The organism is Lutibacter litoralis, assembly GCF_014646675.1.
Lineage (GTDB): Bacteria > Bacteroidota > Bacteroidia > Flavobacteriales > Flavobacteriaceae > Lutibacter > Lutibacter litoralis.
On record NZ_BMNS01000002.1, the window covers coordinates 295,881 to 310,460 of the forward strand.

Annotated in this window: 11 protein-coding genes; 2 read left to right on the forward strand and 9 right to left on the reverse strand. The window is 31.4% G+C overall.

Features of this window, described 5'->3' with window-relative positions:
* Positions 1-112: 112 nt before the first annotated feature.
* From argC to IEW75_RS04085, 9 genes are all read right to left on the reverse strand, one after another.
* Entirely contained in the window at positions 113-1,090 is a 978-nt protein-coding gene (gene argC, locus IEW75_RS04045) for an N-acetyl-gamma-glutamyl-phosphate reductase (protein ID WP_134247368.1), read from the reverse strand.
* Positions 1,087-2,274, reverse strand: a complete 1,188-nt coding sequence (locus tag IEW75_RS04050) for an argininosuccinate synthase (RefSeq protein WP_134247367.1) — start codon at positions 2,272-2,274, stop codon at positions 1,087-1,089. The genes argC and IEW75_RS04050 overlap by 4 nt, the downstream gene beginning before the upstream one ends.
* 4 nt (positions 2,275-2,278) lie before the next feature.
* Positions 2,279-2,896, reverse strand: coding sequence for a GNAT family N-acetyltransferase (locus IEW75_RS04055; RefSeq protein ID WP_134247366.1), 618 nt, complete (start codon positions 2,894-2,896; stop codon positions 2,279-2,281).
* A 261-nt stretch (positions 2,897-3,157) separates the two neighbouring features.
* A complete protein-coding gene (gene ilvA, locus IEW75_RS04060; protein ID WP_134247365.1) occupies positions 3,158-4,420 on the reverse strand; it encodes a threonine ammonia-lyase IlvA in 1,263 nt (420 codons plus the stop codon).
* Positions 4,421-4,430: 10 nt separating this feature from the next.
* Positions 4,431-5,903: a ketol-acid reductoisomerase gene (gene ilvC, locus IEW75_RS04065; protein WP_134247364.1), complete on the reverse strand. Its 1,473-nt coding sequence runs from the start codon at positions 5,901-5,903 to the stop codon at positions 4,431-4,433.
* A 126-nt stretch (positions 5,904-6,029) separates the two neighbouring features.
* Positions 6,030-6,551 carry an acetolactate synthase small subunit gene (ilvN, locus tag IEW75_RS04070; protein WP_134247363.1) on the reverse strand — a complete coding sequence of 174 codons (522 nt, stop codon included), beginning with the start codon at positions 6,549-6,551 and terminating at the stop codon, positions 6,030-6,032.
* Between the two features lie 2 nt (positions 6,552-6,553).
* Positions 6,554-8,287, reverse strand: a complete 1,734-nt coding sequence (gene ilvB / locus IEW75_RS04075) for a biosynthetic-type acetolactate synthase large subunit (RefSeq protein ID WP_134247362.1) — start codon at positions 8,285-8,287, stop codon at positions 6,554-6,556.
* Between the two features lie 4 nt (positions 8,288-8,291).
* Positions 8,292-9,974, reverse strand: coding sequence for a dihydroxy-acid dehydratase (gene ilvD / locus IEW75_RS04080; RefSeq protein WP_134247361.1), 1,683 nt, complete (start codon positions 9,972-9,974; stop codon positions 8,292-8,294).
* A gap of 524 nt (positions 9,975-10,498) precedes the next feature.
* Entirely contained in the window at positions 10,499-12,043 is a 1,545-nt protein-coding gene (locus IEW75_RS04085; protein ID WP_134247360.1) for a hypothetical protein, read from the reverse strand.
* Positions 12,044-12,192: 149 nt separating this feature from the next.
* Between IEW75_RS04085 and IEW75_RS04090 the strand changes: the two genes are divergently transcribed.
* Together IEW75_RS04090 and leuB are read left to right on the forward strand one after the other, a co-directional pair.
* A complete protein-coding gene (locus tag IEW75_RS04090) occupies positions 12,193-13,368 on the forward strand; it encodes a 2-isopropylmalate synthase (RefSeq protein ID WP_134247359.1) in 1,176 nt (391 codons plus the stop codon).
* Positions 13,369-13,463: 95 nt separating this feature from the next.
* A complete protein-coding gene (gene leuB / locus IEW75_RS04095) occupies positions 13,464-14,579 on the forward strand; it encodes a 3-isopropylmalate dehydrogenase (RefSeq protein WP_134247358.1) in 1,116 nt (371 codons plus the stop codon).
* Position 14,580 lies beyond the last annotated feature (1 nt).

Consider the following 14,580-nt stretch of genomic DNA (forward strand, 5'->3'; position numbering starts at 1 on the left):
GTTTAATATCTTAATTACTTATCATTCCTGCAAAAGCAAGAATCTATAGCTTGTCTGGTTCTGGTTTCCTGCTTTCGCAGGAATGACAAACATTTTACATATTATCAATAAACTAAAATGAATTAGCTTTCAATTTTAATCCTTCTGTTTCCTCAAAACCAAGCATTAAATTCATATTTTGAATTGCTTGACCAGACGCTCCCTTTAATAAATTATCTATTTCTGAAGTTATTAACAACATTCTTTCGTGCTTTTGTAAATGCAAGAAACAATTATTGGTATTTACCACTTGTTTTAAATGAATTGGTATTTTAGATACGTGTGTAAAAACGGCTTCTTTATAATAATCTTCAAATAATTGATATGCTTTTTCTATTCTTTCATCAAATTTTAAATAGATAGAAGTAAAAATTCCTCTACTAAAATTCCCTCTATTTGGAATAAAAAACAACTCATTATTAAAATTATTTTGAAGTGCTTTTAAACTTTCTCCTATTTCACCTAGATGCTGATGTGTAAAAGCTTTATACACCGAAAAATTATTATCTCTCCACGCAAAATGTGTTGTTGCCCCAGGAGAAGCTCCAGCTCCTGTAGCTCCTGTAGTTGCATTAATATGTACAGAACCATTTAACAAACCTGCATTTGCCAGAGGCAACAAGGCCAACTCAATTGATGTTGCAAAACAACCTGGATTTGCTATATGATTTGCTATTTTAATGTTGTCTTTCTGAAGTTCTGGAAGTCCATATACAAATTCTTTCCCTTGAAAAACAGCATCTGCTTTTAATCTAAAATCATTGCTTAAATCAATAACTTTAGTGCTTTTAGAAAAGGAATTATTTTCTAAAAAAGCAGTTGAATTTCCGTGCCCTAGACATAAAAATAAGACATCTACATTTTTATTTATTGTATCGGTAAATTTCAAGTCTAATGTTCCCAATAAATCTTGATGTACTTGATATATAAAATTCCCAGCATTTGACGTACTGTACACAAAATCCAGTTCTACTTGAGAGTGATTTACCAGCAATCTTATTAATTCACCCGCTGTATAGCCAGCTCCCCCAACTATTCCTACCTTAATCATAATTCTGAATTTACACTGTGATAAATTTTGTTTGCAGTACCCAAGATCTTAATAAATCCTTTGGCGTCTTCTGCAGACCAAGCTTTATTCGTTTCTCCATATTCGCCGAATTTAGATTTCATTAAATCGTGTTTAGATTCAATTCCATTTAAACTAAAATGATATGGTTTTAAAGTTACAAAAACTTCTCCTGTTACAGTTTTTTGAGAATTGGTTAAATACGCTTCAATATCTCGCATTGCAGGTTCAAAATATTGGCCATCGTGCAATAACATTCCGTAAGTACTACCTAAACCTTCTTTTAAATTTTGTTGCCATTTAGAAAGCACATGTTTTTCTAATAGATGATGGGCTTTAATAATTACGGTAGCCGCTGCAGCTTCAAAACCAACCCTACCTTTAATTCCAACAATTGTATCACCAACATGAATATCTCTACCAATAGCATATTTTGAAGCAATTGCTTCTAGCTTTAAAATAGTATTTACTGACGTATCAAATTCATCATTCAAACCTACAATTTGTCCTTTTTCAAAATGTAGTTTAATATCCGTTGGTTCTGTTTTTTCTAACTGACTTGGATATGCTTCCTCAGGCAAAGCTTGGTGTGATGTTAATGTTTCAACACCTCCAACACTTGTGCCCCAAATTCCTTTATTAATAGAATATTTTGCTTTAGACCAAGGGTAATCTACACCATGCTTTTCTAAATATGAAATTTCTTCTTGTCTAGATAATTTCAAATCTCTAATTGGCGTAATAATTTCAATGTTTGGCGCTAATGTTTGAAAAATCATATCAAAACGCACCTGATCGTTTCCTGCACCCGTGCTTCCGTGAGCAATATATTTTGCATTTATTTTTTTAGCATATTCTACTACTTCAATTGCTTGAAAAACACGCTCTGCACTTACCGACAAAGGATATGTATTATTTTTTAATACATTTCCATAGACCATATATTTAATGGCTTTATCGTAATAAATATCTAAGATATTTTGATTTGTATGAGATTTTACGCCCATATCATAAGCTTTTGCTTCAACTATTTTTAATTCTTCTGAAGAAAAACCTCCTGTATTTACCAATACACTATGAACTTCTAAATTTAGTTCGTTTTGTAAATATTTTACACAATATGATGTGTCTAAACCTCCGCTATATGCAACTACAACTTTTTCCATGACTTTATTTATTATTCTTTTTTAAAAATAATGCTTGTTTTATTCTTTTTAATCTACTTAATACTTTTGAATTGTATTTGTGTGTTTTTAGGTTCTTTTCATGTTTTGGATCGTATAACATTCCAGTACACAAACACATTTTTCGCTCTGTTCTAGTTAAAACATCAAAATTTTTACAGGTTCTACAACCATTCCAAAATGCTTCATCTGTAGTTAATTCAGAAAAAGTTACTGGTTGGTAGCCTAATTCGTAATTAATTTTTAGGACGGCCAAACCAGTAGTAATTCCAAAAATCTTTGAGTCAGGATACTTTTCTTTTGAATATTCTAAGATTTTCTTTTTGATGGTTTTTGCCAATCCTTGGTTTCTATAATTTGGATGTACAATTAATCCAGAGTTTACAACAAAAGAAGCATTGTCCCAAGTTTCTATATAACAAAACCCCGCAAACTCATCATTTTCAATAGCTATTACAGCATCTCCTGTGCTAATTTTTTTTATAATGTATTCTGGAGTTCTTTGCGCAATACCAGTACCTCTAACTTTTGCAGACTCTTCAATAGTCTCACAAATAATTTCTGCATATTTACTATGCGATATATTAGCAATAACAACTTTCATTGATTACTTTTTAAATTTTATAAATGTATTTTGATGTTTTTTTGAAATGTGAAAACGGACGCACCGTAATCAATAGAAATTTAAGCCCTCAAGGGGCGACGAGTGAAGCGACGTGTAAATAATATTTTAAAATTCTCTACTTTCATTGGTGCAATAGTACGTAAATATTTTAAAGCAAACATCAATTTGTTTAATATTTAACAATATTTATTTAAACGTTGCTTATAATTAACAAATTATTTATCAAAGACCTTCATTTTATTAAATTAGGAATTGAAATAACTGTGGATTGTCATTTAAATACTCTCCTAAAAATCCTTTTTGTTCCATTCTTAGAACCAAAGGCTCAAAATCATCTTTAGATTTCAATTCTATTCCGACTACCGCTGGACCTTTATCTCTATTGTTTTTCTTGGTGTATTCAAAATACGCAATATCATCATTAGGCCCCAAAACATCAACCACAAATTCCTTTAAAGCTCCTGCTCTTTGCGGAAATTGAATAATAAAATAATGTTTTAAACCTTGATATAATAACGCACGCTCCTTCATTTCTTCCATTCGGGTAATATCATTATTACCTCCGCTTACTATACAAACAACCGTTTTCCCTTCAATTTGCTCCTTATGTTGCTCTAAAGCAGCTATTGAAAGTGCTCCTGCAGGTTCTACTACCAGAGCATTTTCATTGTAAACTTTTAAAATTGTAGCACAAATTAAACCTTCACAAATAGTATCTGTTCCGTCTAATAATTCTTTACAAAACTCAAAAGTAAGCTCTCCAATGCGTTTTACAGCCGCACCATCTACAAACTTTTCTATTTTAGTTAAGGTGATATTTTCTCCTTTTTCTAATGAATTTGTTAATGAAGGTGCTCCTTTAGGCTCAACTCCAATTAACTTTGTAGCAGGACTTAAATTTTTAAATACACTACCAACACCCGATGCTAAACCTCCGCCTCCAACAGGCATAAACAGATAGTCTATTTCTGTATCAATATCATTAATAATTTCTAATCCAATAGTACCTTGTCCCGCAATTACAGCTAAATCATCAAATGGATGCACAAAAGTGCTTTTATGAAGATCACAAAACTCGGCAGCGGACTTTTGGCTATCATCAAAACTGTCTCCAAACAATTTAACTTCTACAAAGTTTCCACCAAACATGCGCACTTGTTCAATTTTTTGGAGCGGAGTTGTAACAGGCATAAAAATTGTTCCATGAACTTCTAATTTTTTACAAGCAAAAGCAACCCCCTGTGCGTGGTTTCCAGCACTAGCACAAACTATTCCGTTTTGTAACTGCTCTTTTGACAAACCCTGAATTTTATTATATGCGCCTCTAATTTTATATGAACGGACTACCTGTAAATCCTCTCTTTTAAAATAAATATTGGCATTATAATGTTCAGAAAAATTCTTCATAAACACCAAAGGAGTTGCTTGCACAACTCCTTTAATGCTCTGTTGAGCTTTGTATATTTCTTCTAATGAAATACTATTTTTAATAGTTTCAGTCAAAATTTTCCCTTTAAACTATTTTAATCATTGCTGTCATAGATGCTCTTAAGAACTCTCCAATTTCTTCAACAGGATGATTTCTAATTACATCATTCACTTCAATTAATTCTTTATTATCAACACCATTAGAACCATCATTAAATGGTCTTCCAACAAAATTACTTGGTGTTTTTTTAACGTAATCAGCAATTAAAGGCTTACACGCGTGGTCAAATAAATAACAACCATATTCTGCAGTGTCAGAAATTACACGGTTCATTTCAAATAATTTTTTACGTGCAATTGTGTTTGCAATTAATGGCGTTTCATGCAACGATTCGTAATAAGCAGATTCTTCTATAATACCAGACTCAGTCATTGCTTCAAAAGCTAATTCCACACCGGCTTTCACCATCGCAATCATTAATACTCCATTGTCAAAATATTCTTGTTCTGAAATTTCCACATCAGCTGCAGGTGTTTTTTCAAATGCTGTTTCACCTGTTGCTGCTCTCCAAGTTAATAAGTTTACATCATCATTTGCCCAATCTTCCATCATTGTTTTTGAGAAATGCCCACTCATAATATCATCCATATGTTTTTGAAATAACGGACGCATAATATCTTTTAATTCTTCGGAAGCATTAAATGCTGCAATTTTTGCTGGATTTGATAAACGATCCATCATATTGGTAATTCCACCGTGCTTTAAAGCTTCGGTAATTGTTTCCCAACCATATTGAATTAATTTTGATGCATAACCTGCATCAACTCCTTCAGCAACCATCTTATCGAAACATAAAATAGAACCTGTTTGTAGCAATCCACAAAGTATGGTTTGTTCACCCATTAAATCCGATTTTACCTCAGCAACAAATGAAGATTCTAAAACCCCTGCTGTATGTCCACCTGTTCCAACGGCATATGCTTTTGCGTAGTCCCAACCTTTTCCTTCAGGATCATTTTCAGGATGCACAGCAATTAAAGTTGGCACTCCAAAACCTCTTTTAAATTCTTCACGAACTTCAGAACCTGGTGATTTTGGCGCTACCATAATTACCGTAATATCTTTTCGAATTTGCATTCCTTCTTCAACAATATTGAAACCGTGAGAATACGATAAAGTTGCGCCTTTTTTCATTAAAGGCATTACTGCTGAAACTACTGCGGTATGTTGTTTATCTGGCGTTAAATTGATTAACAAATCGGCAGTTGGAATCATTTCTTCGTAAGTACCTACTGCAAAATTGTTTTCAGAAGCATTTAAAAACGATTGTCTTTTTTCTGAAATTGCCGCTGGTCTTAGAGTATAAGAAACATCTAAACCAGAATCTCTCATATTTAAACCTTGGTTTAAGCCTTGCGCTCCACAGCCCACAATTACAATTTTCTTTCCTTTTAAAGCTGTTACACCTTCACTGAATTCTGTTGGATCCATAAATCTACATTTTCCTAACTGATCTAATTTATCTCTTAATGAAAGTGTGTTAAAATAATTTGTCATTTTTATTTTTTGTTAATCTATTTAATTATTTATTCTATTTAATATAATGGCTTCTACTCCACTCAGTCACTGTAATTCTCTGTCTTCAAACTTAATTCTGAAAATTTCTGAATTCTGACTTTAAAACTAATTTATTTCTTGCAATAATTCTGAAATAGCCATTTTAGGTTTTGTTATTGCAATTCTACCTGAACGTACAAATTGTAACAAACCATAAGGCTTTAATTTATCGTACATATTATCAATGTCTTCCTTTAAACCAGAAGCCTCTATCACAAAATAGCGTTCTGTAATTGAAATAATATGAGCTCTTCTAAATTTTAATTTATTCTGAATATTTTCATCATATAAATGCTCGTTTGAAATTTTAAACAAAGCAGTTTCATGATAAATTATTTCATCTAGAGTATGGTAAAAAGCACGAATCACTTCAATTTGCTTTTCTAATTGTCCTACTAATTTATAAGCTTGTACTTCCGTAATATTTACTACAAAAGTAAACCTGTGTACATTGTCTATTTCAGATTTTGAAACCGCCATACTTTCTATATTTATATGACGTTTTAAAAATATTGCTGAAAGGCGATTTAATATTCCTACGTTATTTTCTGTATATACCGAAAATGTATAATTTGTAATTGTATCCATAATTAACTTAATCTTATATCTGAAACACTTGCTCCTGTAGGAATCATTGGAAAAACATTGTCTTCTTTTTCAATAACTACTTCAAGAAAATAGGCTTCTTTGGATTGTACCATTGTTTTTATTGCTTCTGCTAAATCTTCACGCTTTGAAACTTTTTGTGCTTCAATATCATAAGCTTGTGCTAATTTTACAAAATCTGGACTCACCATTTCTGTGGAAGCATAACGTTTGTCAAAAAACAATTCTTGCCATTGACGCACCATTCCTAAATAACCATTATTTAACACAACAATTTTAACTGCCGCTTTTGTTTGAAGTATTGTACCCAACTCATTATTTGTCATTTGGTACCCTCCATCACCAATAATTGCAATTACTTCTCGATTTGGAACACCAAGTTTTGCGCCAATTGCTGCTGGCAATGCAAATCCCATTGTACCCAATCCACCAGAAGTAACATTACTTCTAGTTTTTGTAAAATTGGCATAACGCCACGCAAACATTTGGTGCTGCCCAACGTCTGTTACAATTACCGCATCTCCATTCGTTTCCTTATTAATTCCTCCTAAAACTTCTCCCATAGTTAAGCCTACTTTAGTTGGATTTAATTGATCGTCAATTACAGTTTCTTTTTCAATCTGATATAATTTATCAAATTCTTGCATCCAAACGCTATGATCTGCTTTATTTACATATTGCATTATTTCCACTAAAGTTTCCTTTACCGAACCTAAAACTGCAACATCGGTTTTTACATTTTTATCTATCTCTGCAGGGTCAATTTCAAAATGAATTACTTTTGCTTGTTTTGCATAGGTTGCTAAATTACCCGTAACACGGTCGTCAAAACGCATACCAATAGCAATTAAAACATCACAAGAATTAGTTAATACATTTGGCGCATAATTTCCGTGCATACCAACCATTCCTACATTTAGTGGATGTGCAGTATCCAAAGCAGAAAGACCTAAACCTGTACAAGCAGAAGGAATATTTGTTTTTTCTATAAAGTTTTTAAATTCTTGTTCTGCTTCACCAATAATTACACCTTGCCCCCAAACAATAAAAGGTTTTTTTGCATTATTTATTATGGAAGCAGCTTCTGCAACTTTTTCCGTTTCAAATGCAGGAATTGCTCTATAACTTCTAATTTTTTCACATTTTTTATATGAAAAATCTAATTCTCCAAATTGTGCATCTTTTGTAATATCAATTAACACTGGCCCTGGACGGCCAGATTTAGCGATATAAAAGGCTTTTGCCATTACCTCAGGAATTTCTGAAGCTTTGGTTATTTGATAATTCCATTTTGTTACTGGAGTTGAAATTCCAATAATATCGGTTTCCTGAAAAGCATCAGAACCCAATAAATGAGAAGCAACCTGACCTGTTATGCAAACCAAAGGTGTAGAGTCTATTTGCGCATCTGCAATGCCTGTTACTAAGTTTGTAGCGCCTGGACCAGAAGTAGCAAAAACAATCCCTGGTTTTCCCGTAACACGCGCAAAACCTTGAGCTGCATGGATAGCACCTTGTTCGTGACGCGTTAATACATGATGAAAATCTTTTCTATAATTATAAATCTCATCGTATACTGGCATAATGGCTCCTCCTGGATAACCATATGCCAAATCAGCATTTTCTTCTAACAAGCATTTAATAACTGCTTCGGCTCCTGTAATTTTAACAGATGTTGCAGTATTTTTTTGTTGAACCTCTTTTTTCAATGTCTCCATAGGTTTAAAATTTATCCGTTACACAACCTTCTGAAGCAGAAGAAACGGTTTTTGCGTATTTATATAATATTCCTTTTGTATGTTTTAATGCAGGTGCTTTCCATTGCTCTTTTCTTTTTGTCAATTCAGCATCTGAGATTTTCATATTTATGGTTTTGTTAACTGCATCAATTACAATAATATCGCCATCTTTTACCAATCCAATTCCGCCGCCTGATTGAGCTTCTGGAGTAATATGTCCAACTACAAAACCATGTGTTCCTCCAGAAAATCGTCCATCTGTTATTAAAGCAACTGATTTTCCTAAACCAGCACCCATAATCATAGATGTTGGTTTTAACATTTCTGGCATTCCTGGACCTCCTTTTGGACCAACATATCTAATAACAACAACATCTCCTCTTGAAACTTTCCCTGCTCCAATTCCATCATTTGCTTCTTGTTCACTATTAAAAACTACTGCCTTTCCTTCGAACAAACTCCCTTCATTTCCACTAATTTTTGCAACAGAACCTTCAGTAGCTAAGTTTCCATAAAGTATTTGAAGATTTCCTGACGATTTTAATGCTTTTTCTGTTGGGTGAATTACTTGTTGATCTTCTTCAAAACTTAGAGGTTTTACATCTGCTAAATTTTCAGCCAATGTTTTACCTGTAATAGTCATACACTCTCCATGTAAAAATCCTTTTTCTAATAAATATTTCATTACAGCCGGTGTTCCTCCAACTCCATGCACATCTTCCATCAGGTATTCTCCACTTGGTTTTAAATCTGCAATTAATGGAGTTCTATCGCTTACACGTTGAAAATCTTCTAGTGTAAATTCAATTTCTGCTGCATGAGCAATTGCTAAATAATGTAAAACCGCATTTGTTGAACCTCCCAAAGCATTTACCAAAGCCACGGCGTTTTCTAACGACTTTTTTGTAATAATGTCTAATGGTTTTAAATCTAATTCTAATAAATTTTTAATAGCTGCTGCAATACGCTCACTTTCAGATTCTTTATTTGGATTTTCAGCTGGAATAGATGAATTATAAGGCAATGCGAATCCCAATGCTTCAATTGATGAAGCCATAGTATTTGCTGTATACATACCTCCACAAGCTCCTGCTCCTGGAATGGCGTTTTTTATAATTTCTTTATATTCCTCTTCTGTAATTTCACCAGCAATTTTTTGTCCTAATGCTTCAAAAGCAGAAACAATATTTAATTTTTTTCCGTCGTACTTTCCTGAAGCAATTGTTCCTCCATACACCATTAAAGATGGACGATTTAAGCGCAACATTGCCATAATTGCTCCTGGCATATTTTTATCGCAACCAACCACAGTTACCAAACCGTCGTAACTTTGTGCATTCATCACTATTTCAATAGAATCGGCAATTACATCACGAGAAGGTAAGGAATAATTCATTCCTGTAGTTCCCATAGAAATACCATCACTAACACCAATGGTGTTAAATATTAAACCGACTTCGTTATTTTTATTAACTTCTTCTTTAATTTTTCCAGCCAACCCATTTAAGTGCATATTGCATGGATTACCATCATAACCAGTACTTGCAATACCAATTTGAGGCTTCTTCATATCGTCATCAGATAGTCCCACACCATATAGCATAGCTTGTGCTGCAGGTTGTGTTGGGTCTTGGGTTACTCTTTTACTATATTTATTTAGTTGCATTTAATTTAATACTTTTTTAATTATCTTAAATTATATTTAAAGTAATTTAGATTCTATTATTTATTTTTCAATAAGACGCAAATTTAATTTAGTCATTTATTTTATTATTTTTTCATTTGCTTTTTTTACAATAGCCACATTATAATAATTTTACATAATATTTTGATTTTATGATAGTTAACTTCATTCTTTTTACAATGATTATATTATAAAAAAACCTGAATCAAAACATTGATGCAGGTTTTTAATATTTTAAAAATAATAGCGCATCAATTTATTAAATACCTAATAATGACTTTTATTAAAATGACACTAATTATTTTTATGCTACTCATTTTTTTTTAATAAAAAAAACCTTCCTAAAATTTAGGAAGGTTTTATAATTTATAAATTACAATACAATCCTATATCATCTGTAAATAATTACAGAGACATTTATAGAAATAATATTGACAATACTGTTTTTCATAATTAAGTTACAAATATGTAACATATTTTTTAATATGCTAATAATTAATTCAAATTTATTTTAAAAGTTTTTTAGCTTTCGTTTGAATTATGGATTCTACGGACACATTATATATTTTACTTTCTAACCAAGATAATATGTCTAGATATAAGAATGCTCTCCTTTCAAAAGGATGATTTTCATATTTTTTTAATTCTTCATGTAGTTTTATAAATTCCTTCTTTAAGTCTTGTGGATAAATATTGCTTAAGTTCTTTAAAAATTCTATCATTTTTCTTTGCACTTGATGTAAATCGTTCATTTTCAACAAAAATTTATACGTTGAAACAATCAATTTTTCGATATTAGAATCAATTCCAGCTTCATAATGAGCAACTAAATTTAAAACTCGAGAAAAACATAGCAAATCTTCTCTCATTTTTAAATCTTTATTCTGAATAATTTTTTCAAGATAAAAAATACATCTTTCATTATCTCCAGCACCAAAATACATGCATCCAATTTTGTAATAAAATACCATCGTATGATGCGCATCTATATGTTCTTCATATTGCTGAATTTCCAATAATAGCTTTTGAACAAAATCCAATCCTTTTGTAAACTTTCCTTCTAAAAAATATAGATTTAACTTATTTTGATTGTAATATAAGAAAGCTAATGTTCTGGTATTTTCATTTAAAACAATCATATCGTTTCTTATATCAAAATCAAGATTTGAAAGCACTTTTTTAAACTTTTTTCGATACTTAATAAGGTATAAAGATTCTGCTAGATAATTAACACCTTTTAGATAAAAAACAGGATTTTGTTTTTTCATTTCAGGTTGTTCATCAAATAAATCTACCCATTTTTGAGCATATTTAAAACTAGAAACAAAATCTTGTTTTATTAAACTATGCCATAAATATGCCTTATATAAAAATAATTTTTCTTTAAAACCGAGTTCAGACAATTTGTATTTTGGCAATCTTTTTTGAAAATATTCAGTTAATAATTTAGACTCCTTATCATCTTTAATATAACCCGCCTTTAACATTAAACTGTATAATTGCAACGATAAATTAGATAATTTACTAATTCTAATATTTCGTAAACTCAATTCTTTTGCTTGTATCGTAAGTTCATCAGCTCTATTGCTAATACTTCGTGTAATGTATTGAGATTCAATCACTTTCTCAAATTCAACAATTTCATAGGCTAGATTGTTTTCATCATTATTAATTGCTATGTCTTTTGCCTTATCTAATATTTTAAGACTTTGTTTATAAAGTCCTTTATTATACAAAATTGCCGCAAAATCAAATTGCTCTCTAATTTGAGTTCTAGTATTTTGATGTACAGGATTAAAACGCAAACTCACCAAAATCTGACGATACAAATGCGCTTTGGTATTAGAAATCTGTTGTTTTTTTATTTGGGTCTTTTCTAAAATTAGCTTGTCATCGTATGCATTTACTTTGTCTAATAAATTAAACAAAGAAATAAAATTTGCCTCTGCATTTCCGCCTAATCTGCCAACATATAATTTAAATTGTCGTTTCTCAGATTTAGAAAGAGACTTTATTAAAGTAAAAAGTGAATCTTTTTGATCAATAGCCATTGTAACTATTTTATTTTTATCTGATTGATAATTAATTGTTTACAAAAAATACAATCCGTTTGAATATAGTAAACAACCGTATTTACTATTACTTAAAGAAACGTATACCCATATTTTTGAAATTCAAAAGTGATAAAAAAAAATTAGAAATGAGTAAAAATCGAGTCCAAATTTTTGACACTACGTTAAGAGATGGAGAACAAGTCCCAGGATGTAAGCTAAATACAGAACAAAAATTAGTAATAGCCAAACGACTTGATTTACTGGGAGTAGATGTTATTGAAGCGGGTTTCCCAATTTCAAGTCCAGGTGATTTCACATCTGTTGAAGAAATTTCAAAATTAGTAAAAAACGCAATAGTTTGTGGCCTAACTAGAGCGAATAAGAAGGATATAGAAGTTGCTGCACAAGCATTAAAATATGCAAAACGACCAAGAATACATACAGGTATTGGTACTTCCGAATCTCATATTCAATATAAATTTAATTCTACTCAAGATAAAATAATTGAGCGAGCTTTCGAAGCGACTGCGTATGCAAAAAAGTTTGTTGAAGATGTTGAGTTTTATGCAGAAGATGCAGGAAGAACAGATAACGAATATTTGGCAAAAGTTTTAGAGCAAGTGATTAAAGCTGGAGCAACAGTTTTAAACATCCCAGACACCACAGGGTACTGTTTACCAGACGAATATGGAGCGAAAATAAAATATTTAAAAGAGAATGTAAAAGGCATTGATAATGTAATTATTTCTTGCCACTGTCATAACGATTTAGGTTTAGCCACTGCAAATGCAATTGCTGGAATTCAAAATGGTGCACGTCAAATAGAGTGCACAATTAATGGAATTGGAGAACGCGCAGGAAATACTGCTTTAGAAGAAGTAGTTATGATTATGAAACAACATCCTTATTTAAATTTAGACACTAACATAAATACAAAGTTACTTTATGACACTAGTTTATTGGTACAAAGAAGTATGGGAATGGTAGTGCAACCAAACAAAGCTGTTATTGGTGAAAATGCATTTGCTCATAGCTCAGGAATTCATCAAGATGGTGTTATAAAAAACAGAGAAACTTACGAAATTATGAACCCTGAAGATGTTGGTGTAACAGAATCTTCAATTGTTTTAACGGCAAGAAGTGGTAGAGCTGCATTGGCTTATAGAGCTAAAAATGTTGGTTATGATTTAACAAAAATTCAGTTAGATGATGTATATCCTCAGTTTTTAAAGTTTGCAGATTTTCATAAAGAAGTAAATGATAGTGACATTCATCACTTAATGGAATTAAATCATATTCATAAAACAAACGTCCATATTTAATACAGAAGATAATCCTAATATTTTTAGTTTTTTTTGAAAAGAATAACTTAACTTGACCTGAAATTTTGAAATAAAAACATTCAATAAATAAAGTTATGAAGTTAAATATCGCTTTGCTTCCAGGCGATGGAATTGGTCCAGAAGTAATTCAACAAGCCGTTAAAGCATTAGATGCAATTGCAGAAAAATATAATCATGAATTTATATTTACATATGCTAGTATTGGTGCAATTGCAATAAAGGAAGCCGGAAGCCCATTGCCCGATGCAACTTTAAAAATTTGTACAGAAGCTGATGCAATTCTATTTGGTGCAATTGGAGACCCTAAATACGATAACAATCCAACAGCAAAAATACGTCCAGAGGAAGGTTTACTAAAACTTAGAAAAAGCTTAGGTTTATTTGCAAATATTCGCCCACTCTCAATTTATGACGCTTTAATACATCAATCTAATTTAAAAGCAGAAGTAATAAAAGGTGTAGATTTTGTAATTTTTAGAGAATTAACTAGTGGAATTTATTTTGGAGAAAAAGAACTAAGTGCAGACGGTACCGAAGCTTTTGATGTTTGTAAATATACAGTTGAAGAAATAGATAGAATTGCCCATTTAGCTTTTAAAAGTGCACAAATAAGACGCAAAAAGCTTACTTTGATTGATAAATCGAACGTACTAGAAACATCACGATTATGGAGAAAACGCATAATTGAAATTTCTAAAAATTACCCTACCATAAATTTAGACTTTTTATTTGTTGACAATGCGGCTATGCAACTTATATTAAACCCTAAACAATTTGATGTAATTTTAACTGAGAATATGTTTGGTGATATTTTATCTGATGAAGCTAGTGTAATTTCAGGGTCTATTGGCTTATTAGCTTCTGCTTCAATTGGAATAAATTCTGCTATGTTCGAGCCAATTCATGGCTCATTCCCTCAAGCAAAAGGCAAAAATATTGCCAATCCTTTAGCGGCAGTTTTATCGGCAGCAATGCTTTTAGATCATTTTCAATTACACGAAGAGGCAGAAGCAATTAGAACTGCAGTTGAAAAATCTATTGAGTTAAACATAACCACACCAGATTTAAATAGTACAAATCATTTTTCAACAACAAACGTTGGGAGTTTTTTAAGCGATTTTATTTTAGATGATGAAAATACATTTTATAATAAAAATAATATTGACTTAGGGCAATCTACTATAATATAGT